The organism is Rothia similimucilaginosa (assembly GCF_029850875.1).
Taxonomy (GTDB): domain Bacteria; phylum Actinomycetota; class Actinomycetes; order Actinomycetales; family Micrococcaceae; genus Rothia.
The window spans coordinates 152,966-177,904 of sequence record NZ_JAOVAM010000001.1 but is presented as its reverse complement, the minus strand read 5'-3'; the positions used below and the strand labels follow the sequence as shown (position 1 = coordinate 177,904).

The following is a 24,939-nucleotide window of genomic DNA, read 5'->3' as shown; positions in this document are numbered from 1 at the left end:
CCTGAGTTAAGGAGACTTATGTCTGCCGCTGAATCTTCAGCAATTGTTATTAACGTTTCTGGTGAGGAGCGCGAGGTCACCGCGAAGACTGCCGCTGAGCTGTTCGCTGACGACCCGAAGATCGTTGTGGCACGCGTGAACGGCGTGCTCGTTGATCTCTCCCACGAGCTGTCTGCTGGCGACTCCGTTGAACCGGTTTTCATTCACGAACCGGACGGCCTGAACGTTCTGCGCCACTCCGCTGCGCACGTGATGGCGCAGGCGGTACAGGAGTACCGCAAGGACGCCAAGCTGGGCATTGGCCCGTACATTACTGACGGCTTCTACTTTGACTTTGATGTGGCTGAGCCCTTCACCCCGGAAGATCTGAAGAAGATCGAGAAGTCGATGATTAAGATCATCAAGTCCGGTCAGCTGTTCCGCCGCCGCGTGGTCACCCACGACGAGGCTGTCGCCGAGATGGCGAACGAGCCGTACAAGCTGGAGCTGCTCTCCCTGACCCAGGGCCCCGGTTCTGGTGCGGATGCTGCCGAGGGCGCATCCGTGGAGGTCGGCGAGGGTGAAATCACCATCTACGACAACGTGCACCCGAAGACCGGCGAGACCGTCTGGAAGGACCTCTGCCGCGGTCCGCACCTGCCGAACACCAAGCTGATCGCTAACGGTTACGCTCTGATGCGTGCCGGTGGCGCGTACTGGCGCGGTTCTGAGAAGAACCCCATGCTGCAGCGTATTTACGGTACCGCTTGGCCGACTAAGGACGAGCTGGTGGCGTACAAGGAGCGTATCGCTGAGGCGGAGCGCCGTGACCACCGCCGCCTGGGCCGTGAGCTGGACCTGTTCTCTTTCCCGAAGAACATTGGCCCCGGCCTGCCGGTGATTCACCCTAAGGGTGGCGTGATTAAGCGCGAGATGGAAGACTACGTGCGTACCCGCCACATTCAGGAGGGTTTCCAGTACGTCAGCACTCCGCACATTTCGAAGGAAGACCTGTTCTATACTTCCGGTCACCTTCCGTACTATGCGGACGGCATGTTCCCCTCCATGGAGCTGGATAACGGTAACTACCGTCTGAAGGCTATGAACTGCCCGATGCACAACGAGATTTACCGTTCTCGTGGCCGTTCGTACCGTGAGCTGCCGCTGCGTTTCTTCGAGTTCGGCACCGTGTACCGTGACGAGAAGTCCGGCGTGCTGCAGGGCCTGACCCGCGTGCGCATGATCAGCCAGGACGACTCCCACTCGTATGTGACCAAGGAGCAGGCACCGGACGAGGTGCGTCACCTGCTGAAGTTCATGCTGAGCCTGCTTGAGGACTTCGGCATGACTGACTTCTACCTTGAGCTGTCGACCCGCGACACTGAGGGTGATAAGAAGGATAAGTTCATCGGTACTGATGAGCAGTGGGAGGCGGCTACCGCGGTTCTGGAGCAGGTTGCGAAGGAGACCGGCCTGGAGCTCGTCCCGGATCCGGGTGGTGCTGCGTTCTACGGTCCGAAGATTTCGGTTCAGGCGAAGGACGCGATTGGCCGTACCTGGCAGATGTCGACTGTTCAGTACGACTTCAACCAGCCGAGCCGTTTCGGTCTGGAGTACCAGGCTGCGGACGGCACCGTGCAGGAGCCGGTCATGATTCACTCGGCGAAGTTCGGCTCGATTGAGCGCTTCTTGGGTGTGCTGACTGAGCACTATGCGGGTGCGTTCCCGGCATGGCTGTCGCCGGTCCAGGTGATTGGTGTGCCGGTGGCTGAGGCGTTCAACGACTACATGACCGAGATCGCGGATAAGCTGCGTGCACACGGTGTGCGTGTTGAGGTGGATTACGGTTCGGACCGCTTCACCAAGAAGATTCGTACTGCGTCTACTGAGAAGGTTCCGTTCATTCTGATTGCTGGCGGTGAGGATGCGGAGCACGGCGCTGTTTCGTTCCGTTTCCGCGGCAACAAGCAGGAGAACGGTGTGCCCGTGGATGAGGCTGTGGCACGTATTGTGGAGCATATCCGCAACCGCGTGAACGAAGACCCCAAGCCCAGCACGGAGGCTGCTGAGTAGTACTAGGCTTCTGGTCTAGCTCATATATAGAAACCACCCCCTTTGCGGCGACAAGCTGCGGAGGGGTGGTCTCTTTGTGTTTTGAGGAGGCGCGGGTGGGGGAGTGCGGTTGGGTGCAGAAAGTTGTGTCGTGGGCTAGTTTTTAGCTTCAGATTGCTAATGTGGTAGTAAGGCGAACATCCATAGCCATTCAGAAAATGGGTAGCTGGATGGTCTTGAAAATAATGTATCGCTGTTGATTATTGAGGGAGCACGGGCATATGAAGTCGAATAAGTATGTTCTTTTTGGCATGATGTTCTTGATTGAGGCAACTATCTTGAATGTAGTGTCAAATGCCAGTGACCTAGTGCTTGGAATTCTCTACGGCATCTCGATAGCAGTATTGATTATTGGACTATCTAATAGCCGAAAATAGGTGCTGCAACTGAGAAAAGGGGGCTGGGGGTCTTCCCGGTTTGGCCGCTCAGCTGGCAGTAGCTGCATGGAGCTGCCGAGGTGCATTATAAGCAATCAAGGAGGTATATTATGAAAAGTATTAATTTTCAGAGCATCGGTGCTTTTATCCTCGTATTTTCTCTTTCCTGTCTGTTCTTGACAGTGATTCAGGGAATGGGAAATCTTTGTTCACCAAACGTTCTTATGATTTCCTTAGGTATGGGTTTGGTATCGGCTACCATGTACTTCTTTGCATTCAGGAATCATGACTAGTCAACCGTGCTATCTTAAAACATCTTAGAGGTAGGGCTATTGTCAGCCCTACCTCTTTTTGTGTGTCTGTGCCATATGGTGTGTCTACGGTAGCGCACTAGGGTTCGTTTGAAATCCTGTACTCGCACCTAGTTGTTCCCAATCTTTTTGCGCGACGGCGGCGGTCAAGCACGGTGCTTGCGCGGGTATACCTGTGCCTTCGCTATTACATAGTCAAAGAGAACCGACCCCTGAATAGTATTATGGAAAGCAACGCCGCTTACGAAGAAGCAACAGCCTTTATCGTAGAAGGTGCATTTGAAAGGATTGAAGAATGGCAAGCATCGAAGTGATGAAGGAACGGGCTCGTATTGCGGGTCGTTTCAACCTGTCTGCTCGCCGAAACCCGGAACACAAGGCACTTGTTGCGCTCGCCGCGCAGAAGGCGGGAGGGGAGTGCCACGTTATCCCTGTGGCTCCCGGTGAAGATGGGGCTGATGTGCTCCAGCGCGCAAGCAAGGTCGCGGGCGGTAAGCCGGTCATTATCGTGACGGAGGTTGACGGGGAGCTTCATGCTCGTCTTGCCAATATTTTATTGAGAATATGTGCAAAAATTTAAAAGGACCTGACAAGCATATTTTGAGAAGCATGTCAGGTCCTTATATTAGTGTTATTTACTTAGAAATTATGAACATAAGAAGCTATATTGGTTATTAATTGGCTAGCTTCGTGTATCGAAATTTTATGGATGTGTCAAAGGTATGTATTTCTTTTGATTACTGTCGTAGTATTCGCAATTCGAGAAATCATGATTTTTGATTGTTTTTGTTTTTGATAGATTGGGTTTAACATGGAATTTTGTCCTTATGGCTTCCATTTTTTCAATTTCAGGCACCTCCAAAATAAAGCGTGTATAAAAATTAGATCCATTAAGATTTAGTAATGTAATATATTGTGCTTTGATTGTTACCTTTGACTTGCTGTTAATAAAATCGACTCCCTGATGATTAGTGGAACCGTTTATATGGAAGGTGGCATTACATGCAGTCAGGGTTTCAATTTTTTCTGAACAGTCTATATCTAAACCACGATTAAATATTGTATCGATGAAACCCATCTCCTTAATGTTTGCTGCCTTGATTGTCGCCTTTTCATTTAGAATGCAGTCATTAATTTTTACTTCATTAAGATTTTCTTCACTGCAGGATATATTGATTTCTCCATTAAATGTATGCCTGTCGGGTATTTCAAAGGAAGCATTGTCACATTTTTCAATAAGTATGTTCCCTTGGATTGTTGTATGTTGGATTGCTCCTGAATAGTTGGGATCCCTAGAATCATATTTTTGGCCGATAATAATATGGGGTTGCGGCGTGTTTTTAAATGATGTATTGGCAGGTAAATCTCCATAAACATATATAGGTAGTTCAACCCCCTTACTTTTGGGGTTATCCCCCTCTGAGTAATAATCTGGTGGACAAAGATTTTTTATTTCTAGTTTTGAACCCTTGGCAAAATGTGAATCTTCGAGCGCAATATTAGATGCAGTTGCTCGAATAATTTCACTCTGAGTGAATTTGCTGGAGGCTAAAATGACTGAACCTTTAAATGTGCAGTGATTAATAATAATTTCTCTTGAGGTATCTTGATTATTATATTCTATAGAAAAGTAAATTTCTAAATCATTTACAAATGTGCAACCGTCGAGATTTATTTTATTAATATCAGCAACATTTTTAAATATAATCGGGTAGGTAAAAGTCGCGCCTTCGAAGTCGAACGTGAAGTCACTCCAATCAGAATAACCGTTGTCTGACTTATTAAGCCTATTATGTATTTCTTTCATGATGATTTTACAGACTGTTTCATGGTGTTTATCACTTGATGGTTTCCCGTACTCTCTGACGTAGGCGCATAATACATTTATTATTGACTGAGCTTCTTGTTTGCTACTGCGATTAGTTTTCTCATCGCCATTAATGTATTCATCAACCCATTCATCTGTAATCTTGCACAGGCTGTGCACCGCAGAAATTGCGGCTGGTGTTTTTTTGGAGAATATAAGTTCAATAGATTTTGTATTTCTCTCGTATCGCGAAGCGTGCATTTTTTGATTTTTTTCATCGATGTTTTTCGATTCATCGATGTTGTTCTTCCTGCGGTTTTCTATATAGCCTAGTAGAACAACTAGTCCGCCACTTATAGTTAGAAGTGATTGGAGTAGGACTGGCCCAGATCCCTCTTTTTGAAAGCTTAGGTTTAGCGCAATTGGTAGAGCAAAAGATATCTCAATAAAGATAGATGCAGCACATATTGTAGATAAATCTTTTCTGTCTGTTTTTGATTTATTGACGAAGTAAATTATTGATGTTATGACGAATAAAACTGTAATTAGTATAAGTATTTCTACTCTTTTTTGACTGAGAGTAGTCAAGGTTTTGAAAAGTTCAAGATTCAAAATAGTTAATCCTTTCTTGAGTAGTGTAATCAGTGACATCTTTGCATTCTGGAAGGAAAATATTGTTGATAATGGATATATTTTATTTTAATATTATCATGAAATATATTTATTTTGTATTAATTTATGGTGTCCAAGAATGAAAATTATAATGAGGGTATATATGATTCAAGGGACCCGGCAGGCCATCCGATTGGATAGCTCGCCGGGTCCCTTCTTTATGCCGCTATGCGCTCAACTTTTTAGCGGGTGGTGCGTTCCAACAGCTGCAGCACGTTCTGGTAGCTGCGGCCGGTCGCCTCCGTCATACCCTGCTCACAGGTACGGTTCGCCGAAATGTATGCGGCGAACTGCTTCTGGCCGCTCAGCTCCGCAGCCTCCGCCTCCGTAGCGCTCGCCGTCAGCTCCGGGTGCAACATACCGCGGTCACCCGCATAACCACAGCAACCCCAGTTCTTCGGCACGTACACGTCGTCACTCATCGCGTTCGCAATCTTCTCAAACGCAGGCTGAGTACCCAAGTGAGTCATCGAACAGGTCGGGTGCAGAGCAACCGACGGCAGGGGAGCAGACACGGCCAGCTTATCCAGCATGTTATCGGCGGCAAACTGAACCGCATCGTACATGCGCAGACGCGAGAAGTCCGGCTCACCCGGCTTCAAGCCGTTCACAATCTTGTGCTCAAGCGCCTTAATCACCTTCTGGCGCATCACCTCAAGACCCTCAGTACAGGACGAAGCGTCACACACAACCGGCAGGCGGCCACCGTCAGTAGCCTCCCACAGAGACTTCAACACACGGTCGCTCATAATCGAGTAGCCGTCGGTGAAGCCCTTCGACTTCCACGGGGTGGAGCAGCACATCTCACCAATATTGTCAGGGACGCGGTACTTCACGCCCGCACGCTCACACAGGCGAATGAACGCCTGAGTTGCGTTGACCGGGTCGTGCTTGCCGTCGCCGTCCACGCCGCCGAACATGGAGTTCACGCAGGCGGGGAAGAACACAATCTCAGCGGTTGCGTCCTTGTGCGGCTTACGTGCCGGGCCACCGACCGGCAGGTCCTTCTTGTAGGAAGGCACCATGTCATCACCCATGACCTTACGGGCAATGTTGGTGGTGCCGTGAACCACGGGGAACGGCAGCTTCTTAGCCACGGTCAGGGCCTTGCCGGCGACCTTATCCATGACGCCCCACTGCTGTGCGGCAACCTTCCAGCCGGTAGCAGTCAGCTTGTCCTGGTTCTCAGAACGCAGGCGGCGAATCAGGTCACCGGTGTTAATGTTCACGGGGCAGCGGGTCTGGCACATGCCGTCCACGGCGCAGGTGTCGATGCCGTTGTACTCGTACTCCTTACGCAGACGCTCAGCGAGCTCGTGGTCGCCGTTCGCCTCAGCGGCAGCAATCTCACGGCGCATCACGATGCGCTGGCGCGGGGTCAAAGTCAGGTTGCGGGAGGGGCAGACCGGCTCGCAGTAGCCGCATTCCACGCAGCGGTCGACTTCTTCCTCGACGGTTTCGGCGACCTTCAGGTCGGTTACATAGTCGGTGTCCGGCTCGGTAATCAGCACGCCGGGGTTCATGAAGCCCTTCGGGTCAATGAGGCGCTTAATCTGGCGCATCACGTCGAAGAGCTCGTCACCGAACTGGCGGCTCACAAACGGAGCCATGATGCGACCGGTACCGTGCTCAGCCTTCAGTGAGCCGTCAGCGGAAAGGATCAGCTGAACCATTTCTTCAGTGAACTCGCGGTAGCGGTCCAGCTGCTTCGGGTTGCGGAACTGCTCGTTCAGCATGAAGTGGATGTTACCGTCCTTCGCGTGACCGAAGATCACGGAGTCCTGGTAGCCGTGGGCGTCGAACAGCTTGGTCAGGTCGCTACAGGTGTTGCCCAGAACCTCGACGGGCACGACCACGTCTTCAAGCAGCGCGTTCGTGCCGGAGGGGCGGTTGCCCGCAACGGTGGTGTACAGGCCGCGGCGTGCCGCCCACAGGGCGTTACGCTCAGACAGCTTGCTGGTCATCGACACCGGCGAAGCCACCGGCAGGCTCTTAAACATGGGTGCTGCTGCGGCGGCAAGGTCGCTCAGTTCCTGCTCAGAGTTGCCCTGGAACTCAACCAGCAGGGCGGCGTGGTCCTTCACGTCGATGGCGGCGAGCGCCTCCGCAGCCTGACCGGTACGCTGAGCCACACGAATACTGGTGGCGTCCATCAGCTCGACGGTAGCGAGCTTGTTAGCAACCAGTTCGGGCACGGAGCGTGCCGCATCAATCAGGTTGTCGAACACGAGCAGGCCGGTCGAGGTGTTCTTCAGGATCGGCAGGGTGCGGTAGGTTGCCGAAGCAACGAAGCCGAGGGTGCCCTCCGAACCGATTAGCAGGTGCTGCAGAATATCGACCGGGGTTTCAAAGTCGACCAGGGAGTTCAGGCCGTAACCCATGGTGTTCTTCATGGAGTACTGCTGGCGAATCTTCGCCATGGATTCGGGGTTCTCAAGCACGCGCTTGCGCAGGCGCAGCAGACCCTCGTGAAGTTCAGGTTCGAGGGAGCGCAACTTCTGGTCGGCGTCCGGCTCGGCGGTATCAATGATGGTGCCGCTGGGCAGTACGAACACCATGGAGTCCAGGGTGTTGTACGTGTTGTACTTGGTACCCGAAGACATGCCGGAGGAGTTGTTAGCGACCACGCCACCGATGGTGCATGCGGACCAGGATGCCGGGTCGGGGCCGAGCTTGTAGCCGTAAGGTGCCAGGTAGTTGTTGACCATCATAATGGTCGCGCCGGGCTGCACACGCACCTTCTTGCCGTCTTCAAGGACCTCAATCTTCTTGAAGTGGCGGCGGGTGTCGACCATCAGGCCGTCACCGCTGGACTGACCGGAGAGGGAGGTACCGCCGGAACGGAAGGTGAGGGGCAGGCCGAGGTCGCCGGCTGCGCGGAAGATGTTGGCGACATCTTCGGCGGAATCGGGGCGGATCAGGCCGGCGGGCACGAGCAGGTAGTGGGATGCGTCGTGTGCAATAGCGAGGCGTTCGAGTTCGGAGACGCTGGATTCGACGGCTTCTGCGCGTGCATCGGAAAGTAGACGGTTGAGGGTGTCCGCGTAGGGGGACTTGAGGGCTTCAGATGTATTTGACACGACGGTCATGATCTTGCTTCCTTACTGGTGACAGGTGTGTGAATGCTGTCTTTATTCCAGTATCTTCCTTTGAACGCCGTCTTTTCCGCTTAGCTATGGCTAAGCTTGGCGACTACTTGTCACCATAAGGGGAGTGGGTTATACACCGTGCTGATGCGTAGCTTTGCCGCGTGTTTGCTGGTTTTCCGGGGGAGTAAGCGCGGGCTTGCGGAGGCGCACCCACCACACTCTGAACGCTGCGGCTGCTGTTAGGCGCGACCGCCGAGCGCCGTAACATTCCAGCTAGCAGCACTATCAGAAGTCACCACACCACAAAACAGGGGAGAACCCGCCGAAGCACGCACCCCCAAATCCTCCACAAACACGCGACCACCCGCAGGCACACTACGCTCCTTACGATCCACACCCGCACAATACACCGTCATCTTCGCACCCGAACGGTTCTCCACAGCCACCGAACCGCCGCTCGCACCCGTATCGTGCACAAAACCGCGGCTGCCCTGCATCTGAATCTCACCAACCTCCGCGCCCTGACTCGTCAATGGCACACCATCAGGCGCAGTGAACTTGCCCGAAGCATCCACGCCCGCCGCACGAACCGATACCATCCACTGCGCGTCATCAGTCAGCTGCGAGGTCGAAGCCGTCACACGCGCCGAACTATACGGCACACTCACCGCACCGGCAGACTTAGCGGAACCAGAAGGACCGGTACTAGAAGGACTCGGCGCCGTCGCGCTCGCCGTATTACGAACCCACACGCCCGCACCCTCACCCGAACCGCCAGCAATCACCTCAACCGTGGTACCCGAACCGTCCGCGACCGAAACCTTCATAGTGCCCTCAGGCTCACCGCGACGCTCAAACTCCACATACGAATAAGTAGCGGGAGCCGCGGGGCCCTCAAAGACCGCCTCCTCAACCGCGCCGCGGCCCGTAAACAGGCGGAAACCCTCAGAATCCTGAATCACCGGCGCCGTTGCGTGGCTCGCCGCCGTCGGCTCAGACGAAGCCTCCGCAGAAGCAGAAGGGGAGGAATTCAAGGTGGCGCACCCACCCAGGGCGACGGCGAGCGCACCTGACAGGCAGAGGCTCGCGCCCAGCTGGCGGAAACCTGACTGGCGGAAGAACAGGGTCTGGAAAGCGGCGGTGTGTGAAGGCATGAAGCACTCCGATGTGCGGGTCGGCAACGCAACGGGACCGCAACGCAACGGGGCAGCAACACTGCGAGGCAGTAACATTGCGGGGCGGCGCAACCGACGTGATGGATACACCACATATTGTGTCAGGTTAAATGCTCACCGTGCAAAGACCACAGCACGGCGTAAAGACCGCCAGACGAAGACCACAGTGCAACGAAATAGAAACGCAAACGCAACGGCGTGGAGTATCATTCACACTATGGATAAGGCAGAACAGAACCAGACAGACAACACGGTAAAGAACGGCACAGCACCCAATACCTCGGGGAATACCTCGGGCAATATTCCGGGGAACAGCCCGGTGGGTGCGTCTGCGCGCCCTGAAACTGTTGCATCTGAAACTACCGCATCTGAAGCCGCCGCTGAGAATACCACGAAGGCTGGTTATACCCAGTCGGCACCGGCAGAATCCAGTGCCGCCAAAACTAGTGCTGCAGCAAGTAGCCCCGCAGAGGCTACCGCCCCCGGCATGGAGGCAGTACAGGTTGATGCCGTGCAGATTGATAGCGCCCGCCTGGACAGCACCCACTCCGTCTACTCCACCGACCTGGACCCCGACGACGACTACGAAGAGGTCGTCGAAGAGTACGCCACCACCGACGCGCCGGACGGTACGCACCGCGAGGAGCGTCGCATCACCCGCACCACGCATCACCCGCACGGCAAGGGCGACCAGAAAGCTGGCACCCAGAAGGCAGGCACCCAGGGTAACCCTGATAGTGCCGCCGAGATTATTGACGCGGGCGAACCCGAAACGCACACCACGACCATTCGCACGGTCACCCGCACCGTCACGGACCCGCCGCGTCGCACTCCGCGAACCCGCCTCTTCCGCACGCTCAGCAAGTACCGCGGCGAGAAGAACCTGGCCGCGTGGGAAGACCGCACTTCCACGCCCATGTTCGTGGCGTCCGTGCTGTACCTGCTTGCGTTCGCCGCGCCCATCATGAGCACGCGTATTCAGGAGCCGTACGACGGGTACCTCAACATCATTCAGATGATTCTGTGGGGCCTCTTCGCCGCCGACTACTGCGTGCGCCTGTACCTGGCGCCGCGGCGACTCTACTTCATCACGCACAACCTGATGAACCTGGCCATCGTGCTGCTGCCGGCGTGGCGTATCGTTAGCTTCCTGGCCATGATTCACCTGACCGCCAACCGCCAATACAAGAGGCTCTCCGAACTGGGGATGAAGCTCTTCGGCTACACCGCGATCTTCATCATCATGTTTGCCCTGTCGATCTATTCGGTGGAGTCCTCCGAGCCGGGCGCGATGATTCGTGACCTGCCCACCGCCTACTGGTGGATGTTCACGACCCTCGCCACGGTCGGCTACGGAGACGTTTACCCGGTCACCGGTATCGGCAGGGTCATCGCCGTGATCGTCATGCTGTACGGCGGGGGCTTGGTCGCGGTTGCTACCGGTGCGCTCGCGAGCTGGATTATCGAGAAAATCGGGGGAGTGGAGGAACAGGAGCACCCCGCAACCAAGGCTGACGTGGACGATCTTCGCCAGGAGATTTCTGAGCTGCGCGCCCTGCTAGCTCGTGAGTATGCGCGCCGTGAAGCCCACGATTACACGTTGCGTGAGGTCGTGGATGAGGACGGCGTGCACCCGGTTCCTTCGGAGGCGGAGGCGGCACGCCGCGCCGGTTTCAGCGCCGCCGCGGGCTTTACTGCCCCTGGTACTCCTGGCGCTCCGGGTGCTGCTGCGGCAGCTTCTGCGGAGGCTACCCCGAACACCGCGCCCGGCGCCGCGCGGGCTGGTGAACCTGCCGACTCCTCGGCATCTCATGAGGTTGCGGTAGCGCAGATAGCAGCGCAGATATAACAGTTCAGTTGAGGCTTGGCGCTCAAACCCACACCGCATACTTATTGAAGCGGTGGGTTTGGGTGCCGAGCCCACGCGAAGGCAAGACGAAGGCAAGAAAATTGCCGCCCACGCCACCGTGCGGGATATTTCGCCTTGTCGAGGCAAAATTAGCCCGTGGAGAGTGCAAATTGGGGCTCGTGTGCGCGAAAAACCCCTCAACTTAAGATCTAATGTGACCAAACTATCTTTTAAAAATGGCCGCCACTGGTGAAACTCCTAGCCAGAGCCTATAAACTATCTACCGTGCCGGTTATCGAACGCCCTGTAGCCTCAATGCGCTACGGGGTGTCGTCGTATCCCCACCTCACTCACGGGGAGGCACCACTCAACTCACAAACTCACTCAAACACATAACTCTGTTAGGACACGTTCGTGGTACCTAAGTCCACTCTGGGCGCGCTCGCTCTACTCGGCGCGCTCTCTCTCACCGCGTGTGCACCCGCACCGAATAACGCCTCCGCAAGTGCGGTTGTTGACCCCGCAGCTTTTGAAACCGTCGAGCCCAGCGCCGTTCCCGCCCCCGGCGACGACAGCACCGGAATTAAGGCGGCGGTCAATACCTCGCAGGACCCGTCGATTCACCCTACCGCGACCCAGCCCACTGAAACCCCCGCGCCGGCGGGTGCCGGTAGCTATACGCCGGATGCTCAGGAACAGACCGCATACACCGCGGCGCCCATGCCTTCCTCGGCAGCCGTTGCGCGCTCGCAGAAAATCATGGACGGCACCTGGGTTCAGCAGGACTCTACCAATCTCGAGAACTACATGGACGCAGTCATTCACGACGGCATTATCGAGGTCACCTACCACCTGAACCACGAAGAGCTGGCAACCCCCTTCTGGGTTGGCACTTTCGAGGCGAAGACCGGCAACTTCAGCTACATTTCGCACGTGGACCATGCGAAGCTGAGCCACGCGCCGTACGCCTCCGATAAGGAAACCAAGGAATTCGTCATGGAGGACGGCGTGCTGAGCTTCCCCATGACCTTTGAGGGTGCCACCCGCATCATTCACTTGGAAAAGCAGCACAGCTAAGCGCGCTGCCGGGGGAGTTATCTCATATCTGGCACGCATGACGGGCCGGGCGTTCCCGTTGCCGCGTGCGGGTTATAGAATGGGACTATGAGCGAGAACACGACCCCCGAGCATGGCACCGCAGCCTCGGTGCAGGATTCCTTCGAGCTGCCCGGCGCACCGGACCAGTTCCAGCGCCTGTGGACCCCTCACCGCACCGCCTACGTGAGCGGCGGCCAGAAGGACTACACCGAGAAGACCTGCCCTTTCTGCACTGCGCCCAGCCGCAGTGATGAGGAGTCGCTGATTGTGCACCGCGGCGAGCACGCCTTCGTGATTCTCAACCTCTACCCGTACAACCCCGGGCACCTGCTGGTCTGCCCGTATCGCCACATCCCGTTTTACGATGATGCGACCGAGGCGGAAACCATGGAGATTGCGCAGCTGACCCAGCTCGCTATGAAGGTTCTGCGCGAGGTGTCGCATAATGACGGCTTCAACATTGGCATTAATCAGGGCAAGGTGGGCGGCGCGGGCATTGCTGATCACCTGCATCAGCACATTCTGCCGCGCTGGAGTGGGGATACGAATTTCCTGCCGATTATCGCTCACACCAAGACTATGTCCCGCACGCTGGATGATATGCGTTCTGCGATTGCGGAGGGGTTTGCCCGCCTCAGCTAGATGGCCCGGTGCGCCGGTTGAGAGGCTTGGTGAGTTTGCGAATCTGCACCCATTGCTTCAATTTGCAAACCAGTGCAGAAAAAATTTGCTTCATAAATGCGTAGATTAGGTGTTTAACGCTCATTTGAATGATGTTACGTCTGCTATGTATGGCAAAGTTTTAAATGCAGCGACGCTGCGGGGAAGCTTCCGGCTTCCATGAACACCGCATAGCTCACCGAAAAATAGCGGTCACCGATCGCTTTCGGGCTTGGCAGGGTAAGCGCCCTGCCTCAACCACAGAGGTCAGCGCCTCAGCTGAGAACCCACCCCGCCGTGCGTGAACGCACGGCAACACTGCGGGGGTGCGGATCAGCGTGAAGGACGCTGGCCTCTTTTTCCTTCCGAGGATATGCGCCTGTACTGAACGCATGAGGATGCGCCACCGAAGGTGCGATACCGGATGCACCGCCCCCCCACCCCGTGAGAGAACTAGCCAGACCCGCTAGAGTGGAATGCTATGGACTACCCCAACCTGCTTGAGACCGCTTTCGACGAGTTTTCTGCCATGCCTGCTGATGCCACCGCCGGTAATGCCGCCGGTGCCGGTGATTTTGCAAGCGCGCCGCAGCTGCTCATCTGGAGGCAGATCCGTTGGTCCAACCGCCGCCCGCTGATTGAGGTGGAGCCCGTCGTACCCGGCGGAGCCGCTGAAGGAGTGCGCAACTCAGCGCCTCAGACGACATCTCACACGGCGGGGGAGAACGCCCCTATCCAGGAAAGCAACCCCGCCCAGGTTTACCGCCCGAGCGGGGTTCGCATCCAGATTCCATTGACCCCCGGCGCCTACCTGGGGTTGCGCATTCCGCGCGATAGCGAGGGGGAACTCTACCGCTACTGCGCCGGATACACCACCGGCACGAGCAATGACGCCGCCACCGAATCCGCGGGAATCCGCCGCGTACCCTGCCCGGAGGGCACCCGCATCCAGCGTGGCCAGCAGTGCCCGCGCTGCACCGCCCGCGACGAATTTACCGCCCTGCACAGCGCGCACCTGTACCCCGGAACGCTCACCGAATCCATGCGCGCCTACGCTATGCTGGAGCATCGCCTCTACATCGCGACCTTCCCCGACGGCACGCACAAGGTCGGCACGAGCTCCCTGCATTCGACCCCGCGCCGCCTGGATGAGCAGGCGGTCGCCACCGCCACCTACATTGCGCTCGCACCCGACGGGCTTGCCATTCGCCGCGCCGAGGACGCCGTGACCGCTCTCGCGAAGATTCCGCAGGTCAAGCAGGTGGCGAGCAAGTACCGCGCCTGGACGAACCCGCTGCCCGGCGCGCAGCTTCGTGTTGCCCATCAGGAGGCGGTTGCCCGCGCCCGCGAAGCGCTCGCCGAACTAGCACGCACCGAGCTGGAGGTGCCGCTCACCGCCCTGGATGAGCCGTGGATTCCGTCGCTTGCCATGAACCGCCCCTACGCGGCTCTGCGGGCGCAATCACCCGAACCTCTGGCACCGTGTGATCCCGGTCTGGGCGATTCCGGAACCGAGAGCGGAGCGGCTGGTTTCTTCTGTACCGGTGCGGCGGGTCAGTTTTTGAGCGCCCACACCGGCGATGCTGACGCGGCGTTCCTGGTGAATACTGCCGCGTGGCGGAACGTGCTGGTGGAGCCCGCGAAGGAGTTCACGCGGGTGAGGGTGCAGGGTTCTCTGTTCTAAACGGGCTCGCTGTTTTAATACCCCCGGCGCTCCGCCCTAGCCGGAGCCCCACACCAAAACCCCCCCAGTAACCCCGCCCCGTCCGGCATGAGCGAACGGGCCCGGCGGACCATTCAGCCGCTGGCGTGCGTGTACTAAAATGGTAAGCATGTCCAAACCCCTCATTCGTCTTCTCGGCCAGGGCGTACGCGCCGCGACTAAGCTTCGCGGCGGCGGCTCCGCCTTCCCCGGCCTTGTCATGGAAAAATTGCACCCCGACTTCGTCGCTGAAGAGCTCGCGAAGCTGCCCTACGGTGTGGTTGTTGTCTCCGGCACGAACGGTAAGACCACCACCACGAAGATGGCTGTGCAGCTGCTTGAAGCTCAGGGTCTGAAGGTTTTCACTAACCGCACCGGTTCGAACTTTGTGCGCGGTGTCGCCGCGGCACTGCTGGGCGAGATGACCCTCGGCGGCAAGCTTGACGCTGATATTGCTGTGCTTGAGCTGGACGAGGCGCACGCCGTGCACTTCGTCAAGGCCGTCAAGCCCGACTACGCTCTGTTGCTGAACGTTCTGCGTGACCAGCTGGACCGTTTCGGTGAGATTGACACGACCCGCCGCATGCTGGCGACCGTCGCCTCCGCAACGACCGGTACCGTGGTGCTCAACCGTGAGGACCCGCGCATCCGCTCCCTCGCTGAGAACGTGCAGCCTGGCGTGACCGTCAAGTATTACGGTCTGGATGAGTCCCTGCGCTCGTACTTCCCCTCGGACGATGAGATGCGCGGCGGCACTGTCGCGAAGGCAACCCTGCCCGAGGCTGATGTCACCCTGACCGCGTTCTCCGGCACCTCCGCAACCTTCGACCTGGCGGGTGTGGAGCGAGTCGGCGAGATCAACCTCTACGGCATTTACAACATCTTCAACGCGGCAGGCGCTATGGCGCTGACCCGCGCCGTCATGGGCGAGAAGCTCAACGAAGATAAGCTCATCGCGGAGCTGGCGAAGATTACCCCCGCCTTCGGTCGCGGTGAGACTCTGAACGTGAACGGCCGCCCGCTGCAGCTGCTGCTGGTGAAGAACCCGAGCGGTTTCCGCCTGTCCCTGGCGAGCGCGAACGCTGACGACTACGCCACCATGATCACGATTAACGACCAGTACGCTGACGGTCGTGACGTGTCCTGGCTGTGGGATGTTGACTTCGACAGCTTGAAGAAGACCGGCGTGCAGATGGTTTCGGGTGTGCGTGCCTGGGATATGGCGCTGCGCCTGGAGCATGACGGCGTGAAGGTTGACGAGGTCAACGAGAACCTCGCCGATGCGCTCAAGGGCTTCATTGCCTCCAGCGGTAACGCGCCCATGCGTATTTTCTGCACCTACACCGCAATGCTGGCTCTGCGTGAAGAGCTCGCAAAGATCACTGACGTTGAGAGGGTCTCCTAATGACGGCAACTCACACTTTTGAGGGCACCCCCGCCTCCGGCCCCAATAACGGTAAGACTCTGCGTATTCTGCAGCTGTACCCGCTCGACATGAACATTTACGGCGACTGGGGTAACACTCTGGCGTTGGCTCGTCGCGCGCAGGCGCACGGCTTTGACGTGCAGATTCTGGACCACAACCCCGGTCAGCCTTTCCCGGAAGATGTTGACATCATTCTGGGTGGCGGCGGCCAGGACTCGGGTCAGTCCGTGATTCAGGACGACCTGCACGCGAACGGTGACACGCTGCGCTCGCTGGCTGAGGCTGGCGTGCCGATGCTCGTCATTTGTGGCCTGTACCAGCTGTTCGGCAAGGAGTTCCGCACCCGTGAGGGTGAGGTGCTGAAGGGTATCGGCATTTTTGATGCGCACACGGTCGGCGGCGATGACCGCCTGATCGGCAACATCGTGGAGGAGTCTGAGGAGTTCGGCACCGTGATTGGTTTTGAGAACCACTCGGGCCTGACTTACCTGGGTTCCGGCTGCACCCCGCTGGCGACCGTCACCAAGGGTGAGGGCAACAACGTGACCGACTCGCATGAGGGTGCGCGCGTGCACAATGTGATTGGCACCTACCTGCACGGTTCGCTGCTGCCGAAGAACCCGAAGATTTCGGACTACCTGATTGAGCAGGCGGCTCAGCGTAAGTTTGGCGAGTTCACGCCGAACACTATTGACGACTCGCTGGTGGAGAAGGCGCGCGCTTCGGCTGCGTCGCGCCCCCGCTAGCCTATTCCTGGCGGTGGCGTGCACTTTCTGAGGTGGTGTGCGCCTCCGCTACGGTATAGTTATGTGAGTACAGTACGGTGCGTGGGACGTTTCGCCGTGCCCGCACGGAGGTTTTGACTAAGGGAGATACGAATGTCCGGTCACTCTAAATGGGCGACTACTAAGCACAAGAAGGCTGCTATCGACGCTAAGCGCGCGAAGGCTTTCGCGAAGTTCATTAAGGCAATTGAAGTTGCGGCACGTATGGGTGGCGCTGATATTGCTGGTAACCCCGCTCTTGACCTGGCTGTGTCGAAGGCGAAGAAGAACTCCGTTCCTAACGACAACATTGACCGCGCAATCAAGCGTGGCGCTGGCCTGACCGGTGAGACCATTGACTACACCGAAATCATGTACGAAGCACGCGGCCCGCAGGGTACCGCTCTGTACATTGAGTGTCTGACCGATAACCGTAACCGTGCAGCGTCTGAGGTTCGCCTGGCTGTGACCCGTAACGGTGGCACCATGGCTGATCAGGGTTCGGTTGCGTTCCTGTTCGAGCGTAAGGGCGTTGCTGAGGTCACCAAGACTGACGGTCTGACCGAGGACGACGTTCTGATGGCTGTTCTGGATGCAGGCGCCGAAGAGGTTCTGGACGAGGGCGACGTGTTCACCGTTGTTTCCGCACCGACCGACCTGCCCGAGATCCGTAAGGCACTGGACGAGGCTGGCCTGGAGTACAACAACGATGACCCGGTCTTCCGCCCGACCATGCAGGTTGACCTGGACGCTGAGGGTGCTAAGAAGTTCATGAAGCTGGCAGACGCTATTGAAGAGCTCGACGACGTTCAGAACGTCTACTCGAACGCTAACGTTTCTGCTGAGGTCATGGCAGAGCTGGAAGCTGAGTAATCACTCGGATTCTGATATCTGATGCTTGAAGAAGCCGCTCCTTTAACCGAGCCGCCGTAGGGTGGCTGGTTGGGGGAGTGGCTTCTTAGCGTCTTGGGGCTATTTGGGGGATGCGCTGGGTGCTTTTCGCGGGGCGCACGGTGGCTGTACTTGTGGTGACTGTGCTCGTTATGACCGCGCTCGTGGCACGCCCCGGTGCCGGGTGCTAGGATTCTGAAGGGCTAGAATCTAGAGATTCTAGAGGGAGTTTGTCGAAAGGGGAGATGATGGCCGCTGCTCAACCTGCCGCACGCGATAGCATGCGTGAGAACCGTACTGCCGCCGCTGTGGAGCGTGTGCCGGGTGCAACCCGCATCATGGGTGTTGACCCGGGTCTGACCCGCTGCGGCTTCTCCATGCTCGATATGACCGCCGACCGTAAGGCGCACTTCGTGAACGTGGGTGTTGCCGGCACGATCCCGGCGGAGTCCCTGGACCAGCGTATTCTCTGGATTTTCAACGCCGCCTCCCACTGGCTGGATACCTATAAGCCGGATGCCCTGGCGATTGAGCGTATCTTTGCGCAGGAGCAGGTGAACACGGTGATTGGTACGGCGCATGCTTCGGGCGCGGTGATTTCTGCGGCGGCGATGCGCGGCGTGCCAGTGTTCTTCCATACCCCTTCGGAGGTGAAGGCGGCGGTGACCGGTAGCGGCCGCGCCGATAAGGCGTCCGTGGGTCGTATGGTGACCCGCATTTTGGGGCTGGATTCCATGCCGAAGCCCGCTGATGCTGCCGATGCCCTGGCGATTGCAATCTGTCACGGCTGGCGTGGCGGCGGCATCGGTTCGGGTATCAACATGGCGGCCCAGACGCAGACTCACCAGGGTTCACGCCCGGTGCAGGCGCGCCGTGGCGGGTCGTTGACTCCGGCGCAGCGTGCCTGGATGGAAGCGGAGGCGCGTGCTCGCCGCTAGAGATGCCGCCGCTAGAGGTGCCTTCGTGGGTCTGTGCGCTGCCTCCTGCTAGCTTGCGTGTATTCGCTAAGAAGTTCGAATATATGCTTGATTTCAGAAGAAATATTCTAATATACTTGTAGTGTCTCCCCGTTGAATTGGGGGAGTGCGTTCTGTGGGTGCCGGAGTTCCCGGTGCCCTCACACTGCCGCGAGCCTCAACCCGGGGGCGCGGTGTTGAAAGGTGGAGAGAAATGATTGCATCCCTGACCGGTCGTGTGGCTCAGGTGGGCCTTGATCATGCGGTGATTAACGTGAACGGTTTCGGCATGCTCGTGTACGCGACCGCGCGTACTCTCTCCAAGCTACGCACGGGTGAGGAAGCTACCGTACTGACCACTATGATTGTGCGTGAAGAGTCGATGACTCTCTACGGTTTTTCGGAGCCTGCCGAGCGTGAAGTGTTCGATATGATGCTTTCGGTTTCCGGTATTGGTCCTCGTATTGCTCTGGCGGTGTTGAGTGTTCACACTGCCGCTGAGGTGGAGCGTGCCGTGGCGACCGGTGACGATAAGGCGTTCACGAAGGTTCCCGGTATTGGCCCGAAGGGTGCCCGCCGTATTGTACTGGAGCTTGCCGGCAAGCTGATTCTCAGCGATGGTCAGACTGATGAGCTGCCGCTGAGCCAGGGCATTGTCTGGAAGCCGCAGGTGCTTGACGCTCTCACCTCTCTGGGCTGGAGCGAGAAGGACGCTTCCGCCGCTATTGACGCTTACGTGCAGCACAACCCTGCCGCAGAGACTGAGCCGGTGGGTGTGGCTCTGCGCGGTGTGCTCGCATCCTTGGGTACTCAGAACACGGTGGGCCGCCACTAAGCGGCGCGCCCTGTTCGATGTATCCCACTCAAACTTTTGTGAAAGAAGAATTCTATGAGCCAGAATCCCTATGAGCCGCAGCCCGCGGCGTCCCTGGTTTCCGGCGGGTATTTTCCCGGTCAGGTGCCCGGCACTCAGGCGTCTTCAGCTCCCGCCCAGCGCCTGGTGGCGATGGAAGAAGAGCCTGAAGAGAAGATGATTGAGGCGGCACTGCGCCCTAAGTCCCTGGACGACTTTGTGGGTCAGCGCCGTGTGCGTCAGCAGCTGTCCCTGGTGCTGGAGGCTTCGAAGATGCGTGGCCGTAGCGCCGACCATGTGCTACTGTCGGGCCCTCCCGGTCTGGGCAAGACCACTCTCGCGATGATTATTGCGGCAGAGATGGAGGCGCCGCTGCGCATCACCTCCGGCCCGGCGATTCAGCATTCGGGTGATTTGGCGGCGATTCTGTCTTCGCTGACCCCCGGTGAGGTGTTGTTCCTGGATGAGATCCACCGTATGAGCCGCCCGGCTGAGGAAATGCTCTACATGGCGATGGAAGATTTCCGTGTGGACATTGTGGTCGGTAAGGGCGCGGGTGCGACTTCCATTCCGCTGGAGCTGCCGCAGTTCACCCTGGTGGGTGCGACGACCCGTGCGGGTCTGCTGCCCGGTCCTCTGCGTGACCGCTTCGGCTTTACCGGTCACTTGGAGTTCTACTCGGTGGAGGAGCTGGAGCTGGTACTGCGCCGCAGCGCGGGTCTGATGGATATGCAGATTACCTCCGAGGGTTTCACCGAGATTGCCGGTCGTTCCCGCGGCACGCCGCGTATCGCGAACCGCCTGCTGCGCCGTGTGCGTGACTGGGCGCTGGTGAACGGTGTGGATCGCATTAACGCGACCGATGCCGCAACCGCGTTGGACATGTACGAGGTGGATTCGCGCGGCCTGGACCGCCTGGACCGCGCCGTGCTGGAGGCGCTGATCCACAAGTTCGGCGGCGGCCCGGTGGGTCTGTCCACCCTCGCCATTGCGGTGGGTGAAGAGACGGAGACCGTGGAGACGGTTGCCGAACCGTACCTGGTGCGTGAGGGCCTGATTGGTCGCACCCCGCGCGGTCGTGTGGCTCTGCCCGCGGCGTGGGAGCACCTCGGCTTGGAAGCGCCGGAGATTCAGCTCTAGATCCGCATCAGCTCTAGCCCCGTATCAGCTTTAGCCCCGCACCAGCTGATAACACTGTAGTAGCCCGTGGGAGGTATCCGCCTCCTGCGGGCTTCTCTGTACCCCGGTAGCTTTTCTACAGGCACGGTAGCTCTTCTGCAGACGCGGCAAGCTCTTCTACCGGTTCTGCAGGCGCTGTCGGGTTCCATTGGGCTCTACCGGGCTCTGCTGGTCTTTATTGGCGACATAAAATTACGCCGAGAGAGTCCAAAACTCAGGTTAACCTCACAAAAACGCTGGTTCGGGGCGCTAAAGCTCATGCTCTCGCGTAGGATGGATACGTACTGTATCTACGATTCCACACCTTCTGGTACGCTCAACCCTCGCGGTGAGCGGCACGGGTGCGGATGTGAAAGTGAGACCATGGATTTTAACCTCCTGATTATGATCGCCATGATGGCGCTGCTGGCATGGATGATGTTCTCCGCCCAGAAGCGTCAGCGTAAGCAGATGGAGGAACTGCGCGCAATGCAGCAGTCTCTCGTCCCCGGCACCCAGGTGATGACTGGTTCCGGCATCTACGGCACCGTTGTCAGCACTGACCTTGAGAACAACAAGCTGCAGCTTCAGATTGCGGACGGTGTTGTTATCACCCTGGCACTGAACGCGATTATGGCCGTCGTCGAGGAGGAAGCCCCCGCGGCGCCCCTGACCGAGGACGTGTACGAGGCTACCGCATCCGAAGCTCCCGCTTCCGATACCTCTTCTGATACTGCTAAGTAATTCAGAGCGTATGAGCCCGGCGCCCAGTGAGCGGCGTCGGGTTTTCGCGTTACGGAATCTGTAGAACACTCAATACTATTCACACGAAGAAGGAACATTATGGCTAAGCGTTCACCGCTTGCAGCCGCGCGAGGGGCACTCCTCTCGATGGTCCTGCTCATGGTTGTTATGGCTGCCGGTATTTTCGGCACCACCTACTCGGGAGGTTCTTGGGCACCGAAGCTCGCCCTGGACCTTTCGGGTGGTACTCAAATGATTCTTTCTCCGAAGGTCAATGGCTCTTCGGATGAGAACGTCTCCCAGGAGCAGTTGAACCAGGCGGTTGAGATTATTCGTCAGCGCGTTGATGGTGCCGGCGTTTCGGAGGCGGAGGTTACCACCTCCTTCGGCTCGGGCAATAACGTAGTTGTTTCGGTTCCCGGAACGATGAGCGCTGAGACTCGTCAGCTGATTCAGGCGTCTGCAAATATGACGTTCCGCCCGGTGCTGCTGTCTGGTGCCGGTACTGCGGTGGCTGAGGATGCCCGCACTGCGGACGATAAGCTGCCCAAGCCGTCTGCGGAGCCGACTAATGGTTCGGACCGTAACTGGATTACTGCGGATCTGTACAAGCAGTACGAGGCGAAGGACTGCACCGCGGCACGCAATGAGGACGCCGATAGTGCGGACCCGACTAAGCCGATGGTGGCGTGCTCCACTGACGGTCAGGAGAAGTACATTCTGGGTCCTGTGGAGCTGAGCGGTAGCGATATTTCTACCGCAAGCCACTCGCAGGAGACGAGCGGCCAGGGCGTGACTACGGGCCGTTGGGCTGTGAACATTCAGTTCAACGATGAGGCTCGTGAGAAGTTCCAGAACATTACTTCTCGCCTGAACGCGATTCGTGCGCAGAACGCACATGATCCGCGTGCCCGCTTCGCGATTCTGCTGGACGGCAAGGTGCTGTCTTCCCCGGTGTCGCAGGCAGTGATTTCTGACGGCAAGCCGCAGATTACCGGTAACTTCACCGAGCAGGAGGCGAAGGCTCTCGCCGATCAGCTCAAGTACGGTGCCCTGCCGATTAGCTTCACGATCCAGTCGGAGCAGCAGATTTCTGCGACCCTGGGTTCGGAGCAGTTGCGTGTGGGTCTGCTGACCGGCCTGATTGGTCTGCTGCTGGTGTTTGTCTACTCGCTGTTCCAGTACCGTCTGCTGGGCTTTGTGACGATTGCGTCGCTGATTGTTGCGGGCATCATCTCGTATGAGGCGATTGCGCTGCTGGGCTGGGCGTTGAACTACCGCCTGTCCCTGGCTGGTGTGGCGGGTCTGATTGTGGCGATTGGTGCTACGGCTGACTCGTTCATCGTCTACTTTGAGCGTATCCGTGATGAGATCCGTGCGGGCCGCACGATCCCGTCGGCGGTGAACCACGGTTGGCAGCGTGCATCCCGCACTATTCTGGCGTCGAAGGCTGTGAACCTGCTGGCTGCTGTGGTGCTGTACGTGGTGTCGGTCGGTTCGGTGAAGGGCTTCGCGTTCACCCTTGGTTTGACTGCGATTGCTGACCTTGTGGTTGTGTACCTGTTCACCCACCCGATGCTGACTCTGCTGGCGAATACCCGCTACTTCGGTGAGGGTCACCGCCACTCGGGCTTGTCGCCTGAGTCGCTGGGCGCTACGCCGCTGTACCGTGGTGCCGGTCGCCTCCGCAGCCCGGAGGAGAAGCAGCTGAGCATTGCTGAGCGTCGCCGTGCAGAGCGTACTGCCGCTGAGGCTGACGAGTCTGCTTCTGATGAGAAGAAGGAGAGCTAAGCATGGCTACCGATGTGAAACCTAATGCTTTTGCCCGCTTCGGTAATGACCTGCATTCGGGCGCCCGCTCGTACCCCTTCGTGGGTAAGCGCCGCCTGTGGCTGCTACTGGCTACTGTGCTGATGGCCGTTTCGGTTCTGATTCCGGCTGTTGGTGGCGGCTTCAACTTGGGCATTGATTTCCGTGGCGGTTCGGAGTTCGTGGTCTCGAAGACCGCGCACGTTGATACTGCTACGGGTGAGCGCATTATTCACGAGAAGGCGAAGGACGCTTCGGATGTTCGCGTGACCAATATTGCGCCGGGTACGATTCGTGCCCAGATGAGCAAGCTCAGCGATGATGAGACTCTGCAGGTGAAGGCCGCTTTGCAGGAGGGTTACGGCGTCTCTGAGAATGACGTGACCTCCTCGTTTGTGGGCCCGACCTGGGGCGCGGATGTGACCCGTCAGGCATTCTGGGGTCTGGTCGCGTTTGTGGTGCTTGCGCTGATTGGTATGGCGTTCTACTTCCGTACCTGGAAGATGTCGCTGGCGTCTATTGCGGGCCTGTTCTTCACCGTGGTGGTGACGGTTGGCCTGTACGCCGCGTTCGGCTTCGAGATCACTCCGAGTGCAATTATTGGTTTCTTGACGATTCTGAGCTACTCGCTGTACGACTCGGTGGTGGTGTTCGATAAGATCCGTGAGAACACCGAGGATGTGCTGGAACGTCGTGACACGACCTTTGCCGAGCAGATTAACCTGGCGGTGAACCAGACCCTGGTCCGTTCGATTAACACCGCTATTGTGGGTGTTCTGCCGGTGGGCGCGATCCTGTTCATTGGTGCCTTTATCCTGGGTGCGGGTACTTTGCAGGACCTGTCCCTGTCGCTGTTTGTGGGTATTCTGGTGGGCATGTTCGGCACGCTGTTCGTGTCTGCTCCGCTGTATGCTTCGCTGCGTTTGGGGGAGGCTCAGATTCGTGAGCACACCGCGAAGGTGGAGAGCGGCAACCTCAAGGACGCTGACGAGGCTGAGGGTGACTCTTCGGAGGAGCCCGCCGAAGCTGAGAAGTCCGAGGATTCCGCAGAGGTCAAGAAAGCAACCGAGAAGCCCGCTAAGAAGCCAGCACGTGCAACCATTGAGATTCACCGCGTGAACCTGAACGGTTAGCCAACGTTCCGCCAGCGCTACTGGCGTTGCTAACGATAGGGGAGTCGATACCGAAAGGTGTCGGCTCCCCTTTAGCGTGCCCGCGGTTTTATATCCGCTGGTTTGTTCCCCATGGCTTGTTCTAGCAGTGGCGTGGGGTAGCAGAGCCGGGGGAGTGGCGCCTCCTTGTTCCCCGCTGAACCTCATGTTCGCCGGGCTAATGTGTCACCGGCCTAATATTTCGCAGCGCGGCATAGTTTACGCGCATATTTTGGCTCATATCCGCGTGCTGGGTAGGATAAAGGTAGAAGATACTGCGCGCCCGCATCCACGCCTTTCAACGACGAGCAGATTCGGGGGCTCAGGCCATCGCTGTTACGTCCAAAGGAGCCTGG

At 57.8% G+C, this 24,939-nt stretch carries 18 protein-coding genes; 15 read left to right on the top strand and 3 right to left on the bottom strand.

The window, feature by feature from the left end; genetic code table 11:
• Positions 1 to 18 precede the first annotated feature (18 nt).
• Together thrS and QFX05_RS00695 are read left to right on the top strand one after the other, a co-directional pair.
• Positions 19 to 2,052: a threonine--tRNA ligase gene (gene thrS, locus QFX05_RS00700; RefSeq protein WP_279740059.1), complete on the top strand. Its 2,034-nt coding sequence runs from the start codon at positions 19 to 21 to the stop codon at positions 2,050 to 2,052.
• A gap of 1,022 nt (positions 2,053 to 3,074) precedes the next feature.
• Positions 3,075 to 3,359, top strand: coding sequence for an aminotransferase (locus QFX05_RS00695; protein ID WP_279740058.1), 285 nt, complete (start codon positions 3,075 to 3,077; stop codon positions 3,357 to 3,359).
• Positions 3,360 to 3,482: 123 nt separating this feature from the next.
• On the opposite strand, the gene QFX05_RS00690 is transcribed toward QFX05_RS00695, so the two are convergent.
• From QFX05_RS00690 to QFX05_RS00680, 3 genes are all read right to left on the bottom strand, one after another.
• Positions 3,483 to 5,237, bottom strand: a complete 1,755-nt coding sequence (locus QFX05_RS00690; protein WP_279740056.1) for a hypothetical protein — start codon at positions 5,235 to 5,237, stop codon at positions 3,483 to 3,485.
• 203 nt (positions 5,238 to 5,440) lie between these two features.
• A complete protein-coding gene (locus QFX05_RS00685; RefSeq protein WP_279740055.1) occupies positions 5,441 to 8,347 on the bottom strand; it encodes an FAD-binding and (Fe-S)-binding domain-containing protein in 2,907 nt (968 codons plus the stop codon).
• Between the two features lie 239 nt (positions 8,348 to 8,586).
• Positions 8,587 to 9,501: a hypothetical protein gene (locus QFX05_RS00680; RefSeq protein ID WP_279740053.1), complete on the bottom strand. Its 915-nt coding sequence runs from the start codon at positions 9,499 to 9,501 to the stop codon at positions 8,587 to 8,589.
• A gap of 238 nt (positions 9,502 to 9,739) precedes the next feature.
• On the opposite strand from QFX05_RS00680, the gene QFX05_RS00675 reads away from it, so the two are divergent.
• The 13 genes from QFX05_RS00675 to secF all read left to right on the top strand — a co-directional run bounded on the left by QFX05_RS00675 (position 9,740) and on the right by secF (position 24,565).
• Complete coding sequence (locus QFX05_RS00675) at positions 9,740 to 11,371, top strand: ion channel (protein ID WP_279740052.1); 1,632 nt, start codon at positions 9,740 to 9,742, stop codon at positions 11,369 to 11,371.
• 414 nt (positions 11,372 to 11,785) lie between these two features.
• Complete coding sequence (locus tag QFX05_RS00670) at positions 11,786 to 12,448, top strand: hypothetical protein (RefSeq protein WP_279740050.1); 663 nt, start codon at positions 11,786 to 11,788, stop codon at positions 12,446 to 12,448.
• 87 nt (positions 12,449 to 12,535) lie between these two features.
• The gene (locus tag QFX05_RS00665) at positions 12,536 to 13,111 is read left to right on the top strand and encodes an HIT family protein (protein ID WP_012903446.1); all 576 of its coding nucleotides are present in this window, start codon (positions 12,536 to 12,538) and stop codon (positions 13,109 to 13,111) included.
• Between the two features lie 499 nt (positions 13,112 to 13,610).
• Positions 13,611 to 14,813 (top strand): hypothetical protein, encoded by a 1,203-nt coding sequence (locus tag QFX05_RS00660; RefSeq protein WP_279740047.1) that lies wholly within the window; start codon positions 13,611 to 13,613, stop codon positions 14,811 to 14,813.
• A 139-nt stretch (positions 14,814 to 14,952) separates the two neighbouring features.
• Entirely contained in the window at positions 14,953 to 16,236 is a 1,284-nt protein-coding gene (locus QFX05_RS00655; RefSeq protein ID WP_070543618.1) for a Mur ligase family protein, read from the top strand.
• Positions 16,236 to 17,003 carry a type 1 glutamine amidotransferase gene (locus tag QFX05_RS00650; RefSeq protein WP_279740044.1) on the top strand — a complete coding sequence of 256 codons (768 nt, stop codon included), beginning with the start codon at positions 16,236 to 16,238 and terminating at the stop codon, positions 17,001 to 17,003. The genes QFX05_RS00655 and QFX05_RS00650 overlap by 1 nt, the downstream gene beginning before the upstream one ends.
• A 132-nt stretch (positions 17,004 to 17,135) precedes the next feature.
• Positions 17,136 to 17,894, top strand: coding sequence for a YebC/PmpR family DNA-binding transcriptional regulator (locus tag QFX05_RS00645; RefSeq protein WP_005508777.1), 759 nt, complete (start codon positions 17,136 to 17,138; stop codon positions 17,892 to 17,894).
• A gap of 299 nt (positions 17,895 to 18,193) precedes the next feature.
• A complete protein-coding gene (gene ruvC / locus QFX05_RS00640) occupies positions 18,194 to 18,850 on the top strand; it encodes a crossover junction endodeoxyribonuclease RuvC (RefSeq protein WP_049350143.1) in 657 nt (218 codons plus the stop codon).
• Positions 18,851 to 19,082: 232 nt separating this feature from the next.
• The gene (gene ruvA, locus QFX05_RS00635; protein ID WP_005505871.1) at positions 19,083 to 19,703 is read left to right on the top strand and encodes a Holliday junction branch migration protein RuvA; all 621 of its coding nucleotides are present in this window, start codon (positions 19,083 to 19,085) and stop codon (positions 19,701 to 19,703) included.
• A gap of 171 nt (positions 19,704 to 19,874) precedes the next feature.
• Positions 19,875 to 20,861, top strand: coding sequence for a Holliday junction branch migration DNA helicase RuvB (gene ruvB / locus QFX05_RS00630; protein ID WP_172855776.1), 987 nt, complete (start codon positions 19,875 to 19,877; stop codon positions 20,859 to 20,861).
• 402 nt (positions 20,862 to 21,263) lie between these two features.
• On the top strand, positions 21,264 to 21,623 hold the full coding sequence (gene yajC / locus QFX05_RS00625; RefSeq protein ID WP_049342021.1) for a preprotein translocase subunit YajC: 360 nt from the start codon (positions 21,264 to 21,266) through the stop codon (positions 21,621 to 21,623).
• Positions 21,624 to 21,722: 99 nt separating this feature from the next.
• Positions 21,723 to 23,414: a protein translocase subunit SecD gene (gene secD, locus QFX05_RS00620; protein WP_279740041.1), complete on the top strand. Its 1,692-nt coding sequence runs from the start codon at positions 21,723 to 21,725 to the stop codon at positions 23,412 to 23,414.
• A 2-nt stretch (positions 23,415 to 23,416) separates the two neighbouring features.
• The gene (gene secF, locus QFX05_RS00615) at positions 23,417 to 24,565 is read left to right on the top strand and encodes a protein translocase subunit SecF (protein ID WP_279740040.1); all 1,149 of its coding nucleotides are present in this window, start codon (positions 23,417 to 23,419) and stop codon (positions 24,563 to 24,565) included.
• Positions 24,566 to 24,939: the final 374 nt, after the last annotated feature.